The 21,279-nt window shown below is 71.0% G+C and carries 16 protein-coding genes, 1 rRNA gene and 1 pseudogene; 11 read left to right on the forward strand and 7 right to left on the reverse strand.

Translation table 11 applies throughout. The features are described 5' to 3' along the window. A 5S ribosomal RNA gene (rrf, locus tag ACFC96_RS26410) occupies window positions 1-86 on the forward strand; the annotation flags it as partial. Window positions 87-234: 148 nt separating this feature from the next. On the opposite strand, the gene ACFC96_RS26415 is transcribed toward rrf, so the two are convergent. From ACFC96_RS26415 to ACFC96_RS26435, 5 genes are read right to left on the reverse strand one after another with little or no spacing between them, the layout of a single operon-like run. Next, complete coding sequence (locus ACFC96_RS26415; protein WP_376614435.1) at window positions 235-1,545, reverse strand: DUF58 domain-containing protein; 1,311 nt, start codon at window positions 1,543-1,545, stop codon at window positions 235-237. A gap of 17 nt (window positions 1,546-1,562) precedes the next feature. Further along, window positions 1,563-2,555, reverse strand: a complete 993-nt coding sequence (locus ACFC96_RS26420) for a MoxR family ATPase (protein ID WP_266563522.1) — start codon at window positions 2,553-2,555, stop codon at window positions 1,563-1,565. Next, window positions 2,552-3,811 (reverse strand): DUF4350 domain-containing protein, encoded by a 1,260-nt coding sequence (locus tag ACFC96_RS26425; RefSeq protein WP_376614437.1) that lies wholly within the window; start codon window positions 3,809-3,811, stop codon window positions 2,552-2,554. Before ACFC96_RS26425 ends, ACFC96_RS26420 begins: the two co-directional genes overlap by 4 nt. Further along, complete coding sequence (locus tag ACFC96_RS26430; protein ID WP_376256819.1) at window positions 3,808-4,506, reverse strand: DUF4129 domain-containing protein; 699 nt, start codon at window positions 4,504-4,506, stop codon at window positions 3,808-3,810. Before ACFC96_RS26430 ends, ACFC96_RS26425 begins: the two co-directional genes overlap by 4 nt. A 4-nt stretch (window positions 4,507-4,510) precedes the next feature. Further along, on the reverse strand, window positions 4,511-5,848 hold the full coding sequence (locus tag ACFC96_RS26435; RefSeq protein WP_376256817.1) for a glycerophosphoryl diester phosphodiesterase membrane domain-containing protein: 1,338 nt from the start codon (window positions 5,846-5,848) through the stop codon (window positions 4,511-4,513). Window positions 5,849-5,988: 140 nt separating this feature from the next. On the opposite strand from ACFC96_RS26435, the gene mtnA reads away from it, so the two are divergent. The 7 genes and pseudogenes from mtnA (at window position 5,989) to ACFC96_RS26470 (ending at window position 15,323) form a co-directional block, all read left to right on the forward strand. Beyond that, the gene (mtnA, locus tag ACFC96_RS26440) at window positions 5,989-7,137 is read left to right on the forward strand and encodes an S-methyl-5-thioribose-1-phosphate isomerase (RefSeq protein WP_376614439.1); all 1,149 of its coding nucleotides are present in this window, start codon (window positions 5,989-5,991) and stop codon (window positions 7,135-7,137) included. 4 nt (window positions 7,138-7,141) lie between these two features. Beyond that, window positions 7,142-7,831: a two-component system response regulator MtrA gene (gene mtrA, locus ACFC96_RS26445; protein ID WP_189491636.1), complete on the forward strand. Its 690-nt coding sequence runs from the start codon at window positions 7,142-7,144 to the stop codon at window positions 7,829-7,831. A 1-nt stretch (window position 7,832) separates the two neighbouring features. Further along, the gene (gene mtrB / locus ACFC96_RS26450) at window positions 7,833-9,914 is read left to right on the forward strand and encodes an MtrAB system histidine kinase MtrB (RefSeq protein ID WP_376256813.1); all 2,082 of its coding nucleotides are present in this window, start codon (window positions 7,833-7,835) and stop codon (window positions 9,912-9,914) included. A 94-nt stretch (window positions 9,915-10,008) separates the two neighbouring features. Beyond that, window positions 10,009-11,805 (forward strand): LpqB family beta-propeller domain-containing protein, encoded by a 1,797-nt coding sequence (locus tag ACFC96_RS26455; RefSeq protein WP_376614620.1) that lies wholly within the window; start codon window positions 10,009-10,011, stop codon window positions 11,803-11,805. A 1,050-nt stretch (window positions 11,806-12,855) separates the two neighbouring features. Next, window positions 12,856-13,326: pseudogene (locus tag ACFC96_RS26460) on the forward strand (ComF family protein); the annotation flags it as partial. A 326-nt stretch (window positions 13,327-13,652) separates the two neighbouring features. After that, a complete protein-coding gene (gene hpf, locus ACFC96_RS26465) occupies window positions 13,653-14,342 on the forward strand; it encodes a ribosome hibernation-promoting factor, HPF/YfiA family (protein WP_376256811.1) in 690 nt (229 codons plus the stop codon). Window positions 14,343-14,567: 225 nt separating this feature from the next. Then, the gene (locus ACFC96_RS26470) at window positions 14,568-15,323 is read left to right on the forward strand and encodes a response regulator (RefSeq protein ID WP_376256810.1); all 756 of its coding nucleotides are present in this window, start codon (window positions 14,568-14,570) and stop codon (window positions 15,321-15,323) included. An 82-nt stretch (window positions 15,324-15,405) separates the two neighbouring features. Here the strand turns inward: ACFC96_RS26470 and ACFC96_RS26475 are convergent, their stop codons facing one another. Beyond that, window positions 15,406-16,584 (reverse strand): winged helix-turn-helix domain-containing protein, encoded by a 1,179-nt coding sequence (locus tag ACFC96_RS26475; protein WP_376614441.1) that lies wholly within the window; start codon window positions 16,582-16,584, stop codon window positions 15,406-15,408. A 131-nt stretch (window positions 16,585-16,715) separates the two neighbouring features. Then, window positions 16,716-17,288 (reverse strand): GNAT family N-acetyltransferase, encoded by a 573-nt coding sequence (locus tag ACFC96_RS26480; RefSeq protein WP_376256806.1) that lies wholly within the window; start codon window positions 17,286-17,288, stop codon window positions 16,716-16,718. Window positions 17,289-17,531: 243 nt separating this feature from the next. On the opposite strand from ACFC96_RS26480, the gene secA reads away from it, so the two are divergent. From secA to ACFC96_RS26495, 3 genes are all read left to right on the forward strand, one after another. Then, window positions 17,532-20,336 carry a preprotein translocase subunit SecA gene (gene secA, locus ACFC96_RS26485; RefSeq protein WP_376614443.1) on the forward strand — a complete coding sequence of 935 codons (2,805 nt, stop codon included), beginning with the start codon at window positions 17,532-17,534 and terminating at the stop codon, window positions 20,334-20,336. Between the two features lie 304 nt (window positions 20,337-20,640). After that, window positions 20,641-20,766 (forward strand): hypothetical protein, encoded by a 126-nt coding sequence (locus tag ACFC96_RS26490; RefSeq protein ID WP_376614445.1) that lies wholly within the window; start codon window positions 20,641-20,643, stop codon window positions 20,764-20,766. 122 nt (window positions 20,767-20,888) lie between these two features. Next, window positions 20,889-21,279: hypothetical protein (locus ACFC96_RS26495; RefSeq protein ID WP_376614446.1), on the forward strand; the 391-nt coding region annotated here is incomplete at its 3' end.

Genomic DNA, 21,279 nt, shown 5'->3' on the forward strand with positions numbered 1-21,279 from the left:
GTTACATTCCGAACCCGGAAGCTAAGCCTCACAGCGCCGATGGTACTGCAGGGGGGACCCTGTGGGAGAGTAGGACGCCGCCGAACTATTTTTGAAGAAAACCCCCGTGACGGGATGAGAATCCTGTCACGGGGGTTTTCTGCGTTTAGGGGGCCGGTACCGGGCCGGCCCGTCCCGTTCGGGGTTCCGTTCTCCGGCCGGACCCCTTTCAGAGCCCGGCCTTTTTCCTCATATTCAGAGTCGGCCGGCTGCCTTCAGAGCGAGGTAGGCGTCAGCCAGTGCCGGTGCGAGGTCGTTCGGGGTGGCGTCGACGACTGTGACGCCGCGACGGGTGAGTAGTTCCGCCGTGCGGAGGCGTTCCGCTTGGGCCTGGGCTGCGGCGGCAGCGTCGTAGACCGCTTCTGTGTTTCCTCGGGAGCCGGCCATTTCCGCGATGATCGGGTCCGCCACCGAAGCCACCAATACCGTGTGGCGTTTGGTGAGGCGGGAGAGGACCGGGAGGAGGCCCTCCTCAACGGGAGCCGCGTCGAGGCTCGTGAGGAGGACGACGAGTGAACGGCGGGGAGCTGTGTGCAGGGCCGCTGCAGTCAGGCCGCGGGCGTCCGTTTCGACGAGTTCCGGCTCCAGTGGGGCCATGGCGTTGACCAGGGCCGGAAGGAGCTCGCCGGCCGCGCGGCCCTGGACCAGGGCTCGGATGCGGCGGTCGTAGGCGAGCAGGTCGACCCGGTCGCCGGCCCTGGAGGCCAGTGCGCCGAGGAGGAGCGCGGCGTCCATCGACGCGTCGAGGCGGGGTGCGTCGCCGACGCGGCCGGCGGAGGTGCGTCCCGTGTCGAGGACGATGAGGATGTGCCGGTCGCGTTCCGGGCGCCAGGTGCGGACCGCGAGTGTCGACTGACGGGCGGTGGCACGCCAGTCGATGGAACGGGTGTCGTCCCCGGGAACGTACTCGCGCAAGCTGTCGAATTCGGTGCCTTCGCCGCGGGTCAGGACGCTGGTGCGGCCGTCGAGCTCGCGCAGGCGCGCCAGCTTCGAGGGCAGGTGCTTGCGGCTGTGGAACGGGGGGAGGACGCGGACCGTCCAGGGGACGTCGTGGCTGCCTTGGCGGGTGAAGAGGCCCAGCGGGCCGTACGAGCGGATCGTCACCCGGTCGGCCTTGCGGTCACCCCTGCGGGTGGGGAGCAGACGGGTGGTGATGCGGCGTCGTTCGCCCGGGGGGATCGTCACGCGGTGGCGGGATGCCTCGACCTCGGTGCCGGGGACCCAGCTGCTGGGCGGCCAGGCGTCGCGGAGCTGGGCGCGCAGGGGGCGGCGCGAGGAGTTGGTGACGGTGAGGGTCACGGCGGCCGGGTCGCCCAGGCGTACCGCGGTGTCGCCCGAACGGGTCAGGCGCAGTCGGCGTACCGGGGCGGCCAGGGCGAAGTCGCAGGCGCAGGCCAGGGCCAGGGGGGTGTTCACGGCCAGGATGCCGGTCCAGCTGGGCTCCCAGATGCCTACGGGGAGGGAGCCCAGGGCGGCGAGCAGGGCGGTGCGTCCGGTGAGGGCCATGGGTCCAGAGCCTTGCGTCAGCGGGGAACGGGGACGTGGGCCAGGATCGCGTTGATGACCGAGTCGGGCGTGACGCCCTCCATCTCGGCCTCGGGGCGGAGCTGGATCCGGTGGCGGAGCGTGGGGAGGGCGAGGGCTTTCACGTCGTCGGGGATGACGTAGTCGCGGCCCGTCAGCCAGGCCCAGGCGCGGGCCGTGGACAGGAGCGCCGTCGCGCCGCGGGGGGAGACGCCCAGGGTGAGGGACGGGGATTCGCGCGTGGCGCGGCAGATGTCGACGACGTAGGCCGTGATCTCGGGGGAGATCGCGGTCTTCGCCACGGCTGCCCGGGCGGTCTCCAGGTCGGCCGCGGTGGCCACAGGGCGTACGCCCGCGGAGCGCAGGTCGCGCGGGTTGAAGCCCTGGGCGTGTCGGGTCAGGACATCGATCTCGTCCTGACGCGAGGGGAGGGGGACGGTGAGCTTGAGGAGGAAACGGTCCAGCTGGGCCTCGGGGAGGGGGTACGTGCCCTCGTACTCGACGGGGTTCTGCGTCGCCGCGACCAGGAAGGGGTCGGGGAGAGGGCGGGGGGTGCCGTCCACCGTGACCTGGCGTTCCTCCATGGCTTCGAGGAGGGAGGACTGGGTCTTGGGCGGGGTGCGGTTGATCTCGTCCGCGAGGAGCAGGTTGGTGAAGACCGGGCCGGGCTGGAAAGAGAACTCGGCGGTGCGGGCGTCGTAGACGAGGGAGCCCGTGACGTCGCTCGGCATCAGGTCCGGGGTGAACTGGACGCGCTTGGTGTCGAGTTCGAGGGACGCTGCGAGGGCGCGTACGAGGAGGGTCTTGGCCACTCCGGGGACTCCCTCGAGGAGGACGTGCCCGCGGCAGAGGAGCGCCACGACGAGGCCCGTGACCGCGGGGTCCTGACCGACGACGGCCTTGGCGATCTCCGCGCGCAGGGCCTCCAGAGACGCCCGTGAGCTGCGGGGATCTCCGGTGGGCCCGGCATTGTCAGTGGTCGGGGCCATCATGAGTGGCGTACCTCTCTTTCGAGGGCGTCGAGTTGGTCTGCGAGGGCGGTCAGGGCCGCGTCGTCGGTGGGCGGCGGGCCGAAGAGGAGGGGGCGTGGGTCCTGGCCGGGGGTGTGGAGTGCGGCGGTCAGGGCGGGGAGCAGCGTTTCGGGCGTGTGGGCCTGGGACGGGGGGACGCCGATGAGGGGGGCGAGGCGGGTGCGGGTGGCGGTGCGCAGAGCGGAGGCGGCGCGGTCGCGGGCGTTGGCCTTGCGGTAGAGGCGGGCGCGTCCTTCGACGGCTTCGGAGGCACGGATCGCCACGGGGAGGCGTTCGGGGACCAGTCGGCCGAGGCGGCGGCCGCGCCAGAACGCGGCGAGGACGGCCGCGATGAAGAGTTGCAGGGTGCCCCAGAGCCATCCCGAGGGGAGCAGGTCGAAGAAGCTGCGGCGCTCGGAGTCGGTGGCCCGGGCGTCGTCGGAGAGTGAGGGGAGGTACCAGACCAAGTGGGGGCGGGAACCGAGGAGTTGCAGGGCGAGCGAGGCATTGCCGTGCTCGTCGAGGCGGTCGTTGAGGAGGATGTCGGGGGCGCCGATCAGGACGGTGTCGCCGTCCTTTGCCTCCGGCAGGCGCAGCAGGGTGGGGAGGCTTTCGCTGCGGTAGCAGGTGTCGGCGTCCGCGGGGTACGTGGCGTAGCGGTGGCCACCGGTCTCGGCGTCGCCGGCGCGGCGGGCGGCGGGCAGGGCGCAGCCGGGGCGCGCGAGTGCGTCGAGGCTGGGTGTGGCGTCCACGGTGACGTCGGGGGCGAGGGTGCCGAGCGAGGGGGCGCCTGGGGCGATCAGGACGGTGCGGCCGCCGGAGTCGGTGGTGGCGGCGTGCAGTTGGGCCTGCTGGCGGTCGGTGAGCAGGTCCGGGGACGCGACCAGGACGGTGGTGTCGGGGCCTGCCGCGGCGCGGGCCTCGGCGGTGGTGGTGACCACGCGCGTGGAGACGCCCCGGTCGGCCAGGAGGTGGGCGACGGCGAGGCTGCCGCCCGGGTCGGCGGAGCGAGGGTCGAGCCGGCCGTGGGCGGCTTCGGAGCGGACGAGTGCGATGGCGACGGCGGCGACCAGCAGGATCGCGGCGGCGACGAGCAGCCCGCGCGTGCGGGTCCAGATCTGGCGTGGGGTGCGGGCCGTGGAGGTGGCCGGTGGCTGCTCGCCCGGGTGCGCCGGTGGCGTGGAGTCCTGTGCGCTCCGGGGGGCGGCGGTGGGAGCCGTCGGCTGCCGGCTGGTCACTCGGCGGCTCCTCGGGGGGTGTTGCCGGTGAGCGTGGGGGTGGTGCGGTCCAGTGCGGAGTCGAGCGTGGTGAGGCGTTCGTACGTCTGCGGGGTGGCGGTGCGGCCGCCGTATGTGACGTCGTCGAAGTCGCGGGCCGCGGTGCGCAGTCGGTCCGTGTGCGCGGGCAGGGCGCGGCCGGCTTCGGTGGCGGCCTCGTCGGCGGTGCGGCCGGGGCGAGGGTCGAGGAGTGCGCGTTCCTCCAGGGAGCGGACGATGGCGCGCATCCGTTCCTGCACCGCCTGGGTCCAGTGGCCCTGGGCGGCGTGCGCCTCGGCGGCCGCGCGGTGTTCGGCGGCAGTGCGGGGACGGTCGTCGAAGAGCGCGGCGGTGGAGTGGGCGGAGCGGTGCGGGGTGCCCAGGCGCCACCACAGGGCGACGGCGAGGGCCACGACCGCAAGCACGATGACGAGCAGCCCGAATCCGCCTCCGGGGGTCGCCCCGGAGGCGGCGGAGAACAGCTTGTCGAGCCACTCCCAGAAGCGGTTGAGGCCCCGCTGGAGGAGGCTTGTGTCGTCCTGGTGGTACGCGGGCCGGGACAGCTCGCGTCGGGCCGCTTCCCGCGCGGGGTCGCGGCCGATCGTCACCGGTGGTTCGTCGCCGCCCGTGCGCGAGCGCAGCGTGGCAGCCCAGAGCACTCCCCCCGCCGGGCTCACCGCATCAGCTCCCCGGGGTGGGGCTCGTGGTGTCGCCGTAGCCCTGGAGGCCTGCCGCGCGGCCGAGTTCGAGGTCGAGGGCCTCGCGGCGGATGCGCTGGTCGATGTAGAGGAGCACGGTGACGCCCGCCGTGATCGGGAACGTGAGCATGGAGCCGATCACGGAGCCGATGCCGGTGACGATGAGGAACGTCCAGCCGAGGTCGCCGCTGCCGCCGTCGAGGAGTCCGCTGACGCCTTCGCCCCCGAGCGCGGCGGCGAGGAAGGTGAACGGGATGACGATGATCGACGAGACGAGTCCGGCGATGATCCCGGCCAGCAGCTGGATGCCGAAGACCCGCCACCAGGAGCCGCGGACCAGCTTGGCGGAGCGGCTCATCGACTTCAGGATGCTCTGCTTCTCCAGCATCAGGGCGGGCGAGGCGAGCGAGAAGCGGATCATCAGCCAGATCGCCAGGACGGCGCCGCCGAGGGCGCCGAGGGCGATGAGCGGGGCGCCGGAGTCCGAGGAGCCGATGGCGGCGACGAGGATGCCGGGCAGCATGCACACGAGCAGCACGGCGGCGGCGATGAGCGGCAGGAGAAGCGTCAGGCCGGCCAGTTTGAGGAGCTGGGGCTTGGCGTCCTTCCAGGCCTCCCCGGTCGTCACGGACTTGCCGAGGACGGCCCGGCTGGTCACGGTCGTGAGCAGGGCCGTGGCGACGATGGTGCCGAGCAGGTAGACGATCTGGACGACGCCCGAGCTCAGCAGGGTGTCGCCCACGGCGCGCGTCAGTTCGCTCGCGGTCGCGCTCGGGTCGTCGAGGGCGTCCGTGTTCGTCGAGTTGTTCAGGACGAGGCCCTGGAGGAGGACGACGACGATCTCGATGAGGACGGCCACGGAGAGCGAGATCCCGAGGACGGTGCGCCAGTGCGCACGCATCGTCGACACGGCGCCGTCGAGGATCTCGCCGACGCCGAGCGGGCGCAGCGGGATGACACCGGGCTTGGCGGCCGAGGGCCTGCCCTGCCAGGAGCCCCATCCGGCTCCGTAGCCACCGCCGGGGCCGCCATAGCCACCACCGCCGCCATAGCCACCACCACCTCCGCCCGGACCCGCGGGGCCACCGGGGGATCCGCCGCCCCAGCCCCGCGCCGGAGGCGACGCAGGGGGCGGGGTCCGACCGGTGCCGGCCGGGGCGGACCACTGCGCGGGCGGCGGCTGCTCCTTGGACCACTTCGGGTCGGAAGCCGCGTCCTTGCCGTCACCGGTGCGGCCGTCCTGGCCGTCCTGCGCAGGCTGGTCGTCCTGGCCGTCGGAGGGGGTAGATCCGGGCGAGGCCCAGCCCGGAGTGTCGTTCATCGTCGCTCCTTCACGGTGCCCGTCCGCGGTCGCGGCGGCAGCTTGGCGCCCATCGTGCCACGGTGTGGCTCGGAGTTGACCGGGTGCCGTATGGGCTGCACACCTTCAATTGTCCGCCGGGTACGGGGCAGACTGGGCGGATGGCTGATCAGTACGCGCAAACCGGCGACGACAAGCGGCCCACCGACATTCCCGTACTCCGATGGGACGAGCCGGCCGAGGGGCCCGCGCTCGTCCTGCTCGACCAGACCAGACTGCCCGTGGAGGAGGTCGAGCTCGTCTGCACCGATGCACAGGGGCTCGTCCAGGCGATCAGAACACTCGCTGTACGAGGGGCGCCGCTCCTCGGCATCGCGGGGGCGTACGGGGTCGCTCTGGCCGCGGCGCGGGGCTTCGACGTGGACGAGGCGGCCGAAGCGCTGGCCGGCGCGCGGCCCACCGCGGTGAATCTCGCCAGAGGCGTGCGCCGGGCCCACGCGGCGTACCGGGCCGGGCTCGGGGCCGAGGGGGACCGGGAGCGGGCCGCCCGGGACGCACTCGCCGCCGCGAGGGCGCTCCACCGGGAGGACGCCGACGCCAGCGCCGCCATGGCAGGGCACGGCCTCGCGCTGCTCGACGAGATGATGCCGGGCGGACAGCACCGGATTCTCACGCACTGCAACTCGGGGGCGCTGGTCTCCGGGGGCGAGGGCACCGCGTTCGCGGTGGCGCTCGCCGCGCACCGGGTGGGACGTCTGACCCGGCTGTGGGTGGGCGAGACGCGGCCGCTGTTCCAGGGCGCGCGGCTCACCGCGTACGAGGCGGCGCGGACGGGGATGGCGTACACGCTGCTCACGGATAATGCGGCGGGGTCGCTGTTCGCGGCCGGAGAGGTGGACGCGGTGCTGGTCGGGGCCGACCGGATCGCGGCGGACGGTTCCGTCGCGAACAAGGTGGGGACCTATCCGCTCGCGGTTCTTGCCAAGTACCACCACGTGCCGTTCATCGTGGTGGCGCCCAGTACGACCGTGGACCCGGACACCCCCGACGGAGCGTCCGTCGAGGTGGAGCAGCGGGCCGGACATGAAGTGACGGAGGTCACGGCACCCCAGGTGTCGATGGCCGGGGTTGAGGCGGCAGGCGTGATTCCGGTGGCTCCGCTGGGAACGCAGGCGTACAACCCCGCATTCGATGTGACGCCGCCCGAGTTGGTGACGGCGATCGTCACAGAGTGGGGAGTGGTTTCCCCTGTGACAGCTGAAGGACTGGGCGAGCTGTGTGCCAGGTCACGCCAGGTAACGATTAGCTAATGGGATGATGTGGCCTATGAAGGGACGAGTCCTTGTCGTCGACGACGACACCGCACTGGCCGAGATGCTCGGCATTGTGCTGCGTGGTGAAGGTTTTGAGCCGTCGTTCGTAGCTGACGGCGACAAGGCGCTGGCCGCTTTCCGGGAGTCCAAGCCGGATCTGGTTCTTCTGGACCTGATGCTTCCCGGCCGGGACGGCATCGAGGTGTGCCGCCTGATCAGGGCGGAGTCCGGGGTGCCGATCGTGATGCTGACCGCGAAGAGCGACACGGTGGACGTCGTGGTGGGCCTCGAGTCGGGCGCCGACGACTACATCGTGAAGCCGTTCAAGCCGAAGGAGCTCGTGGCCCGTATCCGGGCGCGGCTGCGGAGGTCCGAGGAGCCCGCGCCCGAGCAGCTCGCCATCGGTGACCTGGTCATCGACGTGGCCGGGCACTCCGTGAAGCGGGAAGGGCAGTCGATCGCGCTGACGCCGCTGGAGTTCGACCTCCTGGTGGCGCTCGCCCGCAAGCCGTGGCAGGTGTTCACGCGTGAGGTCCTCCTCGAGCAGGTGTGGGGCTATCGGCACGCGGCCGACACCCGCCTGGTGAACGTGCATGTGCAGCGGCTGCGCTCGAAGGTCGAGAAGGACCCCGAACGTCCGGAGATCGTGGTGACCGTCCGTGGCGTCGGTTACAAGGCCGGACCGAGCTGACATGTCCCGAGACAGTGCCGCTCCGGCACCCGGGGGGCCGGGAATCCGCTCGGGGCGGCCTGTGGGACCGAAGGCCGGGCGTGGCTCAGTGCTGCGCCGGGTCCTCGACGGCGGTCTGCTGCTCCAGGGCGGAATGAAGGGCAGCCCCGTGCTGCGCCTGTTCACGCGCTGGGTGCGGCGGCCGCTGCTGCCCGCCATGCGCCTGTGGCGGCGCAACATCCAGCTCAAGATCGTCGTCACGACGCTCCTGATGTCGCTCGGCGTCGTCCTGCTGCTCGGCATCGTCGTCATCGGCTCCGTGCGCAACGGCCTGCTCGACGCCAAGGTGAAGGCGTCGCAGAGCCAGGCGGAGGGCGGCTTCCGGGCCGCCAAGGACAAGGCCGACACAGCCGCGGCCGGGGCACGCGACGGGGCGACGACGGACAGCCGCGCCCCCCTGAACACCAACAACTGGATGAGTGAGCTGGTCACCCAGCTCTCCTCCGGCGGCCAGAGCGCCTTCGACGTGGTGACGCTCAGCCCGCCCGGGGCCGACAGCGGCGACAGCGTGCGCGGACCGCGGGCCTCCGGCGGCGTCCTCGACCCCAGCGTCCCCGACGACCTGCGTGAACGGGTCGAGAAGATGACGGGCGCGTCCCAGGAATACACGCGCATCGTCTACGAGGACGGCAAGGACTCCCAGCCCGGCCTCGTCATCGGCAAACAGATGACCGACCCGAAGGGCCACGCCTACCAGCTGTACTACCTCTTCCCGCTCACCCAGGAGGAGAAGTCGCTCGGCCTGGTCAAGGGGACGCTCGCCACCGCCGGACTGTTCGTCGTGGTGCTGCTCGGCGCCATCGCCTGGCTGGTCGTACGGCAGGTCGTCACACCCGTACGGATGGCGGCCGGCGTCGCCGAGAGGCTGTCCGCGGGACGCCTCCAGGAACGTATGAAGGTCACCGGCGAGGACGACATCGCCCGGCTCGGTGAAGCCTTCAACAAGATGGCGCAGAACCTGCACACGAAGATCCAGCAGCTCGAGGATCTCTCGCGGATGCAGCGACGCTTCGTGTCCGACGTGTCGCACGAGCTGCGGACGCCGCTGACGACGGTGCGCATGGCCGCCGACGTGATCCATGACGCGCGCGTGGACTTCGACCCGGTCACCGCGCGGTCGGCGGAACTGCTCGCCGACCAGCTGGACCGCTTCGAGTCACTCCTCTCGGACCTCCTCGAGATCAGCCGCTTCGACGCGGGCGCGGCCGCCCTGGAGGCAGAGCCGATAGACCTGCGGGAAGTCGTCCGGCGTGTGGTGGGCGGCGCCGAGCCGCTCGCCGAGCACAAGGGCACGCACGTGCGGATCGTCGGGGACCAGCAGCCCGTGGTCGCCGAGGCCGACGCCCGGCGCGTGGAGCGCGTCCTGCGCAATCTCGTCGTCAACGCCGTGGAACACGGCGAAGGCAAGGACGTGGTGGTGCGGCTCGCCGCGGCCGGCGGCGCGGTAGCCGTCGCCGTACGCGACTACGGCGTGGGCCTCAAGCCCGGCGAAGCCACCCGCGTCTTCAGCCGTTTCTGGCGCGCCGACCCGGCACGCGCGCGTACCACCGGCGGCACGGGCCTCGGCCTGTCCATCGCCCTCGAGGACGCCCGGCTGCACGGCGGCTGGCTCCAGGCGTGGGGCGAGCCCGGTGGCGGCTCACAGTTCCGGCTGACGCTGCCGCGGACGGCGGACGAACCCCTGCGCGGGTCCCCGATACCGCTGGAGCCGGAGGACTCACGGCGCAACCGCGGCCTGAGCGAGGCAGGGCTTCCGCTCGGCGGGAGCGCCGGGAAGCTCGCGACAGTTCCGGCGCAGACAGCCGGCGCGTCCCGTGTGCCGTCGCCCGTACCGGCGAAGGAACCGGCCGCACCCCGGTACGCGGTCGATCCCGCGGCGCTGCCCGGGAACGGCTCGCGGGTCGTCGCCCGAGGCGACACCACCGCACCGGCGACACGCAGTCAGGACACAAGGGGCCCGCAAGGGCCCAGGGAAGAGCAGGCCGGACCGGCCGAGGGAGCCGGCGGCAGCGGCGAGGGAAGTGGGGGCGGGCGTGCGCGGTGACCGGGGGCGGCCACCGTTGGCCGGACGGCGGCGCGGGCTGCGTACAGGTGTGCTGCTCGGCTGCGGCGCAGTGGTGCTCAGCGGCTGCGCGTCCATGCCGGACAACGGCGGACTCCAGGCCGTGGAGGCCTCGCAGCGGCCCGACTCACAGGTGCGCGTCTTCGCGATGCCGCCCCGCGAGAACGCCGGGCCCGTCAGCATCGTCGAGGGCTTCCTCGAGGCGCTGACCAGCGACGATCCGCAATACACGATGGCGCGCAAGTACCTCACGGAGAAGGCCGCCAAGAGCTGGCACCCCGAGGAGCGCACCACCGTCCTCACGGACGGACCCAGCACGGGACAGGCGACCAGGCCCAGCGCCGGCGACGAGGGCCGCACGTTCAGACTGAGCGGCCATCAGGTCGCGTTCGTGGACCAGCAACAGGCCTACCGGCCCGAGGGCACCTCGTACAGCAAGACGCTGCACCTCGTGCAGGAGGACGGGCCCAAGGGCAAGCAGTGGCGCATCGACGGACTGCCGCAGGGCGTCGTCCTCGGGCAGTCCGACTTCCAGCGCATCTACCAGTCCGTCAACAAGTACTACTTCGCACTGGACGAGGAGTCCCCCGGCGGCGGCGCGCAGAGTGGTGAGGGATCGGGTTCGGGTTCGACCAGCCGTCAGAAGAGGCTGGTCGCCGACCCCGTGTACGTACGTCAGTGGATAGACCCCCTCACACAGACGGTGCGGGCCCTTCTCTCGGGACCCACCCACTGGCTGAACCCGGTCGTGACCACGACGTTCCCCTCCGACACACGACTGCGCAAGGGCGTGAAATCGCTCGCGCCCGACGACGACAACAATCTGAAGGTCCCGCTGAACGCGAAGGCCGACCACGTCGGGCGGGCCCGCTGCAAGGAAATGGCCGCCCAACTCCTTTTCTCCCTGCGGGATGTGACGTCGGCGAACGTGTCGCAGATCGAGCTCGAGCGGTCGAACGGATCGCAGCTGTGCGTCCTGAGCGAGAGCGACGCGGAGGCCCTCGTGGAGCCGCGCACCTCCGGGCCCTCCGACGATCAGTACTTCCTGGACGACAAGGGACGGCTCGTGCAGATGTCGGGCGCCTCCCACACCGCGAAGGACCCCAAGAGGGTCCCGGGGCCGCTCGGCGACGGCGAGCAGCGGATGCGCTCGGTCGCCGTCTCGCGCGACGAGACGCAGGCCGCGGCGGTGTCGAACAACGGCAGCGCTCTGTTCGTCGGGTCGTTGGTGGCGGGCGCCTCGCTCGGTGACCCCGTCGTACGCAGCAACGCCAAGGCCGAGAAGGACCGGCTGACGACGCCCAGTTGGGACGGACTCGGCGACCTGTGGGTGGCCGACCGCGATCCGAAGAAGCCACGGCTGCTGATGTTCGGCCGGGGCATGGCGGACGAGATCCACGAAGCCGACGTCTCCGGTCTCGACGGCGGACGCATCCAGGCCGTGAAGGTGTCGGCCGACGGGGTCCGGATCGCGCTGCTCGTGGCCGAGAAGGGCAAGACCACCTTGCGCATCGGGCGCGTCGAACGAGACACGGGACCGGACGGCAAGCTGTCGGTCTCGGTCGACGAACTGCGCGCCGCGGCACCTCAGATGGAGGAGGTCACGGCCATGTCGTGGGCCGGCGGAAGCCGGCTCGTGGTCGTCGGACGCGAGTCCGGGGGTGTGCAGCAGCTGAGTTACGTCCAGTGCGACGGCTCGGCGCCGACGGGGCAGGCGCTGCCCGGCCTGACGGGCGTGAAGGAGATCGCGGCCTCCGAGGACGACCGCCTGCCACTCGTCGCCCACTCGGACGACGGGATCGTCAGGCTGCCGCCGGGTCTGCCGTGGCAGACGGTGCTCAAGGACGGGACGGCGCCGGTCTATCCGGGCTAGAGGGAGCCGTTCTCCACGAGCACGCACCCCGTGAGGTCCGCCCGCGCCCGTACGTCGTCGGCGGCTGCGAGCACGACGTGGACGCAATCGCAGCCGACGAGGGGCGGCGGGACGGCATGAAAATCCGCCGTTCCCCCTCCGCCGCACGGAGTTGCTCCTCCGACCGGACGGAGTTGAGTCCTCCAATTGCAACGGAGTGTGTTCGTCCGGGAGTTATCCACAGGGGGTTATCCACAGGGGTGGTCGCAGCGCGCCCCTCTTGGCACAGTGGTGGACATGCGGGGGTGGTTGCAGGACCTCGGAGATCTCGTGCTGCCGGCCGAGTGCGCAGGCTGCGGTCGGCCGCGTACGGCGCTCTGCGCGCGCTGCGGGGACGCCTTGTTCGGCGGTGCACCGGGCCGGGTGCGCCCGAGCCCTGAGCCGCCCGGGCTGCCGGTGGTGCACGCGGCCGCCCCGTACCAGCACGCGGTGCGGGCCGTACTGCTCGCGCACAAGGAGCGGGGAGCGCTGACTCTCGCGGAGCCCCTGGGGGCGGCCCTCGCGGGGGCGGTGCGGGCGGGACTGAGCGAAGCGGGGGGTTGGGGAGGGGGCGGGGATGGGGGCCCCGTAGACGGGCCTGCACAGGCCGATGGACGCGCACAGGCCCACACGCGTCCGCAGCGAGACACGCCCACCCAGGTACGTGGCGTGCGTGGCCAAGCAGGTGTGCGGGCCCAAGCGGGCGAACGTGCCCAAGCAGGCGCGCGTACCTCGGCAGGCGACCGCACCCAAACAGGTGCGCGAGCCCTCAGAGGTGACCGCGCCCAATCCAGTGCGCGAACGCCTGCAGGCGACCGCACCCAAGCAGACCCGCGAGGCCCGGCAGGTAGTCGAACTCCGGCAGGCGCGCCGGCCCCGGCAGGCGGCCGCACCCAACCCGGCGCGCGAGCCCTCGCAAGGACTCGAACCCCGGCAAGCATGCAGACCCCGGCAAGCATGCAGCCCCCGGCACGCATGCGGCCGCCGGCAAGCGCGCCCGCCCAACCGGCCGTGCGCATCCGACCCGCCAACCCCCTCCTCCTGGTCCCCGTTCCCTCCGCCCGGAAGGCTGTTCGGGCGCGTGGGCATGATCCCGCGCGGCGGATCGCGTACGCCGCTGCGGCTGAGCTGCGTCGGGCGGGGGTGCCTGCCAGGGTGCTGGCCGCGTTGCGTCAGAGGCGGGCCGTCGCCGATCAGGCAGGGCTCGACTCGCGGCGGCGTCTGGCCAATCTCGCCGGTGCTCTGGAGGTCCCCGTGGGAGCTCGTGCGCTCCTCGCCTCGGGTGGCCGGATCGTGCTGGTCGACGACGTCATGACCACGGGCGCCTCATTGGCGGAGGCAGCCCGCGCAATACGTGCGGCTGTCGCCGGAACGGCAGAGGATGAGCGTGACGGGTTCACGCCGGGATGGGTGGAAACTGCACGGGAATTGCTCCCGCGCAACTCGATCAGTGCGGCCGTGGTTGCCTCTTCTCCGGGTTCTTTCGAAATAAACCGGAACTGAGCGTAAACCTGCGTCGTTGCAGGTAGTGAGAGGGTCAATTCACCTGAATGGAGGTACGCGTCAGTAGAGGGTGACGACATCCGTCCGGGCGAGATATGTTCGGTTGTGAGGAATGGTTGACGCCGTCCTCGGCAATCGAGAATGCCAGTGTCGTGGGTGCCGCAGGTTTTTTTGGCAATCACCCGCGATGATGGGGTGTAGATCTTGTCCATGGGGGAGGAGGAGGTGGAAGTCGCCGAGTCAGAGACTCCGGAAGTGGCTGGAGTCTGGTGCAACAGGGAGATGCTCCGCCTATGGAGCGGGGCGATCCGGGAACGGAGTTCTGCGTGGACATCGTCGTCAAGGGCCGCAAGACAGAGGTGCCCGAGCGGTTCCGCAAGCACGTGGCCGAGAAGCTGAAGCTGGAGAAGATCCAGAAGTTCGACGGCAAGGTGATCAGCCTCGACGTGGAGGTGTCCAAGGAGCCCAACCCCCGACAGGCCGACCGCTGCGACCGCGTAGAGATCACACTCCGCACGCGCGGCCCGGTCATCAGGGCGGAGGCCGCGGCCAGCGACCCGTACGCGGCGCTCGACCTGGCAACGGACAAGCTCGAGGCGCGCCTGCGCAAGGAACACAGCAAGCGGTCCACACGCCGCGGAAGCGGCAGGCTCACGGCCGCGGAAGTCCCCGATGTCGTCCCCACGGCGACGCTGAACGGGGACGGCTCAGTGGTCAACAGCGAGGAGCCCGGCGGAGTGCCGACCACGAGGATCGGCTCCCTCGAGGTCCAGGGCGAAGGCCCCCTCATCGTTCGCGAGAAGACGCACGTCGCTGCGCCCATGTCGCTCGACCAGGCGCTCTACGAGATGGAGCTGGTCGGGCACGACTTCTACCTCTTCGTCGACTCCGAGACCAAGGAGCCCAGCGTCGTATACCGGCGCCACGCCTACGACTACGGCGTGATCCACCTCAACACCGACCCGATGGTCACCCAGGCGCAGTCGTCCGAAGCGGGCGGGGCGCTCGGCGGCTGAGGCAGGCGGAACGACACCGCTGAGCCCGCGGGAGACAGCGGGAAATGGTGCCCCTGGGAGCGCGTGCGCCCCCAGGGGCACCATTGTGCGACCCCCGAGCGCACCGCTCTGACACCGCACCGACGCCTGGCATGAAATCATGGCCGTGCCGGGTCAACCGGTGTGCCGCTGCCTCGGGTTGGCGTGGCACCGGAAGACGGGCCGTGGCCTTCAGGGGGAGGAACGATGGCGGACAGCTTCGGACCGATGCGGGGCGACGGCGCCGGTACGTCCGGTGACGGTGTCCAGAGCATGGGCCCGGACGAGAGCGCGCCGCGCAAGGAGCCGATCCGGGTCCTCGTGGTGGATGATCACGCGCTGTTCCGGCGCGGGCTGGAGATCGTCCTCGCGGCGGAGGAGGACATCCAGGTCATCGGCGAGGCGGGTGACGGCGCCGAGGCCGTGGACAAGGCGGCCGACCTGCTGCCCGACATCATCCTGATGGATGTGCGGATGCCCAAGCGCGGCGGGATCGAGGCGTGCACCTCCATCAAGGAGGTGGCCCCCAGCGCCAAGATCATCATGCTCACCATCAGTGACGAGGAAGCCGATCTCTACGACGCGATCAAGGCGGGCGCGACGGGCTATCTGCTCAAGGAGATCTCCACGGACGAGGTGGCGACGGCCATTCGCGCCGTGGCCGACGGGCAGTCGCAGATCAGCCCCTCGATGGCGTCGAAGCTCCTCACCGAATTCAAGTCGATGATCCAGCGCACGGACGAGCGGCGCCTCGTCCCCGCACCGCGGCTGACCGACCGCGAGCTGGAAGTCCTGAAGCTGGTCGCCACGGGCATGAACAACCGCGACATCGCGAAGGAACTGTTCATCTCCGAGAACACCGTGAAGAACCATGTGCGCAACATCCTGGAGAAGCTGCAGTTGCACTCCAGGATGGAGGCCGTGGTCTACGCGATGCGGGAGAAGATCCTCGAGATCCGGTGACGGCGGCCGGGTGCCGGCGGCGGGGTGGCATTGGTGGCCGCGTGACAGTGGCGGCCGGGTGACGGCCGCCGGGTGAGGGTGGTCAGTCGAGGGCGCTGACCAGGGCCGGCTTGAGGTCCGGCGTGTCGACGTGTTCGATCCGGACCGTGTCGCAGCCCACCCACTGTGCGGCCTCCCGCAGTGCCTGCGCCACTCCCTGGACCGCCTTCGGGCCGTCCAGGGAGACCTGCTTGGCGACCAGCGTGCTCCCGTCGCGCGCGGGGTCGACGCGGCCCACCAGGCGCCCGCCCGCGAGGACCGGCATCGCGAAGTAGCCGTGCACCCGCTTCGGCTTGGGGACGTACGCCTCCAGGCGGTGCGTGAAGCCGAAGATCCGTTCCGTGCGGGCCCGCTCCCAGATCAGGGAGTCGAAGGGCGAGAGCAGCGTCGTACGGTGGCGGCCGCGCGGGACGGTCTCCAGCGCCGCCGGGTCCGCCCAGGCCGGCTTTCCCCAGCCCTCCACGGTCACGGGAACCAGGCCCGCGTCCTCGACCACCGCGTCGAACTGCTCGTTCTTCAGGCGGTGGTAGTCCGCGATGTCGGAGCGCGTGCCGACGCCCAGGGCCTGTCCGGCCAGGCGGACCAGGCGGCGCAGGCACTCCCGGTCGTCGAGGTCGTCATGGAGCAGCTCGGCCGGGACGGCGCGCTCGGCGAGGTCGTACACCCGCTTCCAGCTGCGGCGCTGCGTGCACACCACCTCGCCGTACATCAGGGCGCGCTCCACGGCGACCTTCGCCGCGGACCAGTCCCACCACTCGCCCTTGTTCTTCGCGCCGCCCAACTCCGTGGCCGTGAGCGGGCCTTCGGTGTGCAGCTGCTTGATGACCTGCTCGTACGCGCCGTCGGGCAGGTCGTGGTGCCAGTGCGGGCGGGTGCGGTAGGCGCGGCGGCGGAACGCGAAGTGCGGCCATTCCTCGACGGGCAGGATGCACGCGGCGTGCGACCAGTACTCGAAGGCGTGCGGCGCGCCGGTCGTGCCGGGGGTCCAGTACGCGTCCTCGACCGTTCTGCGGCCGACCGCGCCGAGGCGTGCGTACGGGATGAGTTCGTGGGAGCGGGCCAGCACCGAGATGGTGTCGAGCTGGACCGCTCCGAGGTGACGGAGCACGCCGCGGACCCCTGCCCCGCGGTCCGGCGCGCCGAGGAACCCCTGGGCCCGCAGCGCGATGCGGCGGGCTTCGTCGGCGGTGAGTTCGGCGGCGGGGCGCGGCGTGGTCGTCATGCCCCGAACGATAGGGCGCGGCACTGACAGTGGGGCCGGGGCGGCGAAACCCTGCCCGTCGGGCGGCGCCGGGAGCCGTCAGGTGGGCCGGGTTTGTGTCGTCCCGGCGCCCGTCCCGGCGCCGGGAGCCGTCACGCGGGCGCCGGGAGGTAGGGCAGCACCGCCGGGAGGCCGAGGTCCGAGGGGAGGAGCGAGGCGACCCAGCAGTCGCGCAGCACGCCCTTGTTGGGCAGGCCCGCCCGCAGGACGCCCTCCACGGTGAAGCCGGCCTTCTCGGCGACGGTGCGCGAGCCGACGTTGCCGACCTCGGCGCGCCACTCAAGGCGCGTACAGGCCAGGTCGGTGAAGGCCCAGTGGGCCAGGGCGAGGACGGTTTCGGTCATGTAGCCGCGGCCGCGATGCTCCTTGCCGGTCCAGAAGCCGACCTCCCAGGCGCCTGCGCGCGGGTGGTGCAGGCTCGCCGCGGCGATCACGGGGCCGTCCTCCTGGAGCCGCACGGCGAAGGTGTACTCCGTGTCGGTCCGCCAGCCGTCCGGGACCATGCGGCCGACGAAGTGCTCGGCGTCCACGCGCGCGTAGGGCGACGGGATCGTGGTCCAGCGCTGGATGTCGGGGTCCTGGGCCGCGAGATACACCTCGTCGGTGTCCTCGGCGGTGAACGTGCGCAGCCGCAGGCGGTCGGTGGTGAGTGCGACGGGTTCCATCGGCCGATTCTGCTCGGAGGCCGACCATGACGCCAGCAGAATTCGCGGGGTGAGCGCGCTGTTACCTTTCGTATCCGGAGTGCTCGCCTTCGTGCGGCACCTTGAGCGGTCCTCGTGCGTTGTCCGTATGGCTGTGGTTACTGCAGACCTCCCGACGCGCCGGGGTCCTCGCATACGATGGCCGTTGCTCTATACCGTCACACCCGACCGTGCCAGGCCCGACCGGCAAGGAGACCAACCCCCGTGTCCGTCCTCTCGAAGATCATGCGTGCAGGCGAAGGCAAGATCCTGCGCAAGCTGCACCGCATCGCGGACCAGGTCAACTCCATCGAAGAGGATTTCGTCAGCCTCTCCGACGCCGAGCTGCGGGCCCTCACCGACGAGTACAAGGAGAGGTACGCCGCCGGCGAGAGCCTCGACGACCTGCTCCCCGAGGCGTTCGCGACGGTCCGCGAGGCCTCCAAGCGTGTCCTCGGCCAGCGTCACTACGACGTGCAGATGATGGGCGGCGCCGCGCTGCACCTCGGATACGTGGCCGAGATGAAGACCGGTGAGGGCAAGACCCTCGTCGGCACGCTCCCCGCGTACCTGAACGCGCTGTCCGGCAAGGGCGTCCACCTGATCACGGTGAACGACTACCTGGCCGAGCGCGACTCCGAGATGATGGGCCGCGTCCACAAGTTCCTCGGCCTCAGCGTGGGCTGCATCCTGGCGAACATGACGCCGGCGCAGCGCCGCGAGCAGTACAGCTGCGACATCACCTACGGCACGAACAACGAGTTCGGCTTCGACTACCTCCGCGACAACATGGCGTGGTCCCAGGACGAGCTCGTCCAGCGTGGCCACAACTTCGCGGTGGTCGACGAGGTCGACTCGATCCTCGTCGACGAGGCCCGTACGCCGCTGATCATCTCCGGTCCCGCCGACCAGGCCACGAAGTGGTACGGCGACTTCGCGAAGCTGGTCACCCGCCTGAAGAAGGGCGAGGCCGGTAACCCGCTGAAGGGCATCGAGGAGACCGGCGACTACGAGGTCGACGAGAAGAAGCGCACCGTCGCCATCCACGAGCCCGGCGTCGCCAAGGTCGAGGACTGGCTGGGCATCGACAACCTCTACGAGTCGGTGAACACGCCGCTCGTCGGTTACCTGAACAACGCCATCAAGGCGAAGGAACTGTTCAAGAAGGACAAGGACTACGTCGTCATCGACGGCGAAGTCATGATCGTCGACGAGCACACCGGCCGTATCCTCGCCGGCCGCCGCTACAACGAGGGCATGCACCAGGCGATCGAGGCGAAGGAAGGGGTGGACATCAAGGACGAGAACCAGACGCTCGCCACGATCACCCTGCAGAACTTCTTCCGTCTCTACGGCAAGCTCTCCGGCATGACCGGTACGGCCATGACCGAGGCCGCCGAGTTCCACCAGATCTACAAGCTGGGCGTCGTCCCGATCCCGACGAACAAGCCGATGGTCCGCAAGGACCAGGCCGACCTGATCTACCGCACCGAGGTCGCCAAGTTCGACGCGGTCGTCGACGACATCACCGAGAAGCACGAGCAGGGCCAGCCGATCCTCGTCGGTACGACGTCCGTCGAGAAGTCCGAGTACCTCTCGCAGCAGCTGTCCAAGCGCGGGGTGCAGCACGAGGTGCTGAACGCGAAGCAGCACGACCGCGAGGCGACGATCGTCGCCCAGGCCGGCCGCAAGGGCGCCGTCACCGTCGCCACGAACATGGCCGGCCGAGGCACCGACATCAAGCTCGGCGGCAACCCGGACGACCTCGCCGAGGCGGAGCTGCGCCAGCGCGGCCTCGACCCGGTCGAGCACGTCGAGGAGTGGGCGGCCGCGCTGCCCGCCGCTCTGGAGCGGGCCGAGCAGGCGGTGAAGGCCGAGTTCGAGGAGGTCAAGGGCCTCGGCGGGCTCTACGTCCTTGGCACGGAGCGGCACGAGTCGCGCCGTATCGACAATCAGCTCCGTGGCCGTTCCGGCCGTCAGGGAGACCCGGGCGAGTCCCGCTTCTACCTGTCGCTCGGTGACGACCTGATGCGCCTGTTCAAGGCCCAGATGGTCGAGCGCGTCATGTCGATGGCGAACGTCCCGGACGACGTGCCGATCGAGAACAAGATGGTCACGCGCGCCATCGCGTCGGCCCAGTCGCAGGTCGAGCAGCAGAACTTCGAGACCCGGAAGAACGTCCTCAAGTACGACGAGGTCCTCAACCGGCAGCGTGAGGTCATCTACGGCGAGCGGCGCCGTGTCCTGGAGGGCGAGGACCTGCACGAGCAGATCCAGCACTTCATGGACGACACGATCGACGAGTACATCGGCGCGGAGACGGCCGAGGGCTTCGCCGAGGAGTGGGACCTGGAGCGGCTGTGGGGCGCCTTCAAGCAGCTCTACCCGGTGAAGGTCACCGTCGACGAGCTGGAGGAGGCCGCGGGTGACCGTGCGGGTCTGACGGCCGAGTTCATCGGGGAGTCCGTCAAGGACGACATCCACGCGCAGTACGCGGCGCGTGAGGAGCAGCTCGGCTCCGAGATCATGCGTGAGCTGGAGCGCCGCGTCGTCCTGTCCGTCCTGGACCGCAAGTGGCGTGAGCACCTCTACGAGATGGACTACCTCCAGGAGGGCATCGGCCTGCGCGCCATGGCGCAGAAGGACCCGCTGGTCGAGTACCAGCGCGAGGGCTTCGACATGTTCACCGCCATGATGGAGGGCATCAAGGAGGAGTCCGTCGGCTATCTGTTCAACCTGGAGGTCCAGGTCGAGCAGCAGGTCGAGGAGGTCCCGGTGCAGGACGCGGCGCCGTCCCTGGACAAGGAGGACGCCGTGCCGGCCGGTGTCGGCCGTCCCGAGATCCACGCCAAGGGTCTCGACGCCCCGCAGCGTCCGGACCGCCTGCACTTCCAGGCGCCGAACGCCGAGGGCGGCGTGGACGAGATGGACTACGTCACCGAGGACGGCCCGACGCGTTCCGAGGCCGACGGCCTGACGCGCGCGGAGCGCCGCAAGCAGCAGAAGGGCGGCCGTCGCCGCAAGAAGTAGTGCGCGGCGCGCTCTGACCGAGCGTGGATGAAGGGGCCGGGCACGGGATGCCCGGCCCCTTTCCGTTGTGTCGGGACGGAGGGGCAGGGCGGCCGGGGCGTGGGGAGGCCGGGACATCGGCAGTTGGATACCGCAGCTGGAGAGCGGGCAGCCGGAGAGCGGGCAGTCGGAAAGCGGGCAGTCGGACACCGGCGGCTGAAGGCGGCGCCGTGGGTGTCGCCGACTTCTGTGCCCCATCGGTCACCGGGCCCGACGCCCGCGCCCACACCTTGTTCGAGAGCCGGCTGAGGGCGGGTACGCGGTCGTGGCCACCGACTACGGGGGTCTGGGCACGGACGGCAAGCACACCTACGTGCCGGGGCGGTCCGAGGCGCACGCCACCGCCGACATCGAGCGGGCGGCCCGGCGGCTCGACCCGGGTGGGCCGTAAGCGGACGGTGTACGGGCACGCGCAGGGCGCGGAGAGGCTCTGTTCGCCGGGCCGCGTGTGCACACCGCTACGCGCCTGAGCCGGCCTTCCGCGGTGCTGCCGCCGCCCCGCCCAGCCACTGGGTGCGGATCCTCGACCTGGCCGGCGCGGGAGACCCGCAGGCCACCGCCACCCCGTACATCGCGCTGCTCGTGTCGGGTATGGCGGCGGCCGAGCCGGACCTGAAGCCGGCCGACCACTTCACGCCCCAGGGCATGAAGGTCCTTGAGGTGGGCCGCGGCGGCGGTTGTTTCGCCGAGGTGGTCAAGGCCGGCGAGGGGGTGAAAATCGCCGACTTCGTGAACGGGCCGCCCCTCGGACGCGCCCGAACTGTCCGCGCTGCCGACCACTTCACGCCCCAGGGCATGAAGGTCCTTGGGGTGGGCCGCGGCGGCGGTTGTTTCGCCGAGGTGGTCAAGGCCGGCGAGGGGGTGAAAATCGCCGACTTCGTGAACGGGCCGCTCCGCGGGCGCG

It is taken from the genome of Streptomyces sp. NPDC055955, assembly GCF_042270245.1.
Lineage (GTDB): Bacteria > Actinomycetota > Actinomycetes > Streptomycetales > Streptomycetaceae > Streptomyces.

Excerpts from the sequence above, each read along its gene's own strand:
- ACFC96_RS26455 (WP_376614620.1), top strand. The coding sequence starts at position 10,009 with ATGCCGGACAACGGCGGACTCCAGGCCGTGGAGGCCTCGCAGCGGCCC.
- ACFC96_RS26435 (WP_376256817.1), bottom strand. The coding sequence starts at position 5,848 with ATGAACGACACTCCGGGCTGGGCCTCGCCCGGATCTACCCCCTCCGAC.
- ACFC96_RS26470 (WP_376256810.1), top strand. The coding sequence starts at position 14,568 with ATGGCGGACAGCTTCGGACCGATGCGGGGCGACGGCGCCGGTACGTCC.
- ACFC96_RS26475 (WP_376614441.1), bottom strand. The coding sequence starts at position 16,584 with ATGACGACCACGCCGCGCCCCGCCGCCGAACTCACCGCCGACGAAGCC.
- ACFC96_RS26420 (WP_266563522.1), bottom strand. The coding sequence starts at position 2,555 with ATGATGGCCCCGACCACTGACAATGCCGGGCCCACCGGAGATCCCCGC.
- mtrA (WP_189491636.1), top strand. The coding sequence starts at position 7,142 with ATGATGTGGCCTATGAAGGGACGAGTCCTTGTCGTCGACGACGACACC.
- ACFC96_RS26480 (WP_376256806.1), bottom strand. The coding sequence starts at position 17,288 with ATGGAACCCGTCGCACTCACCACCGACCGCCTGCGGCTGCGCACGTTC.
- mtnA (WP_376614439.1), top strand. The coding sequence starts at position 5,989 with ATGGCTGATCAGTACGCGCAAACCGGCGACGACAAGCGGCCCACCGAC.
- mtrB (WP_376256813.1), top strand. The coding sequence starts at position 7,833 with ATGTCCCGAGACAGTGCCGCTCCGGCACCCGGGGGGCCGGGAATCCGC.
- ACFC96_RS26415 (WP_376614435.1), bottom strand. The coding sequence starts at position 1,545 with ATGGCCCTCACCGGACGCACCGCCCTGCTCGCCGCCCTGGGCTCCCTC.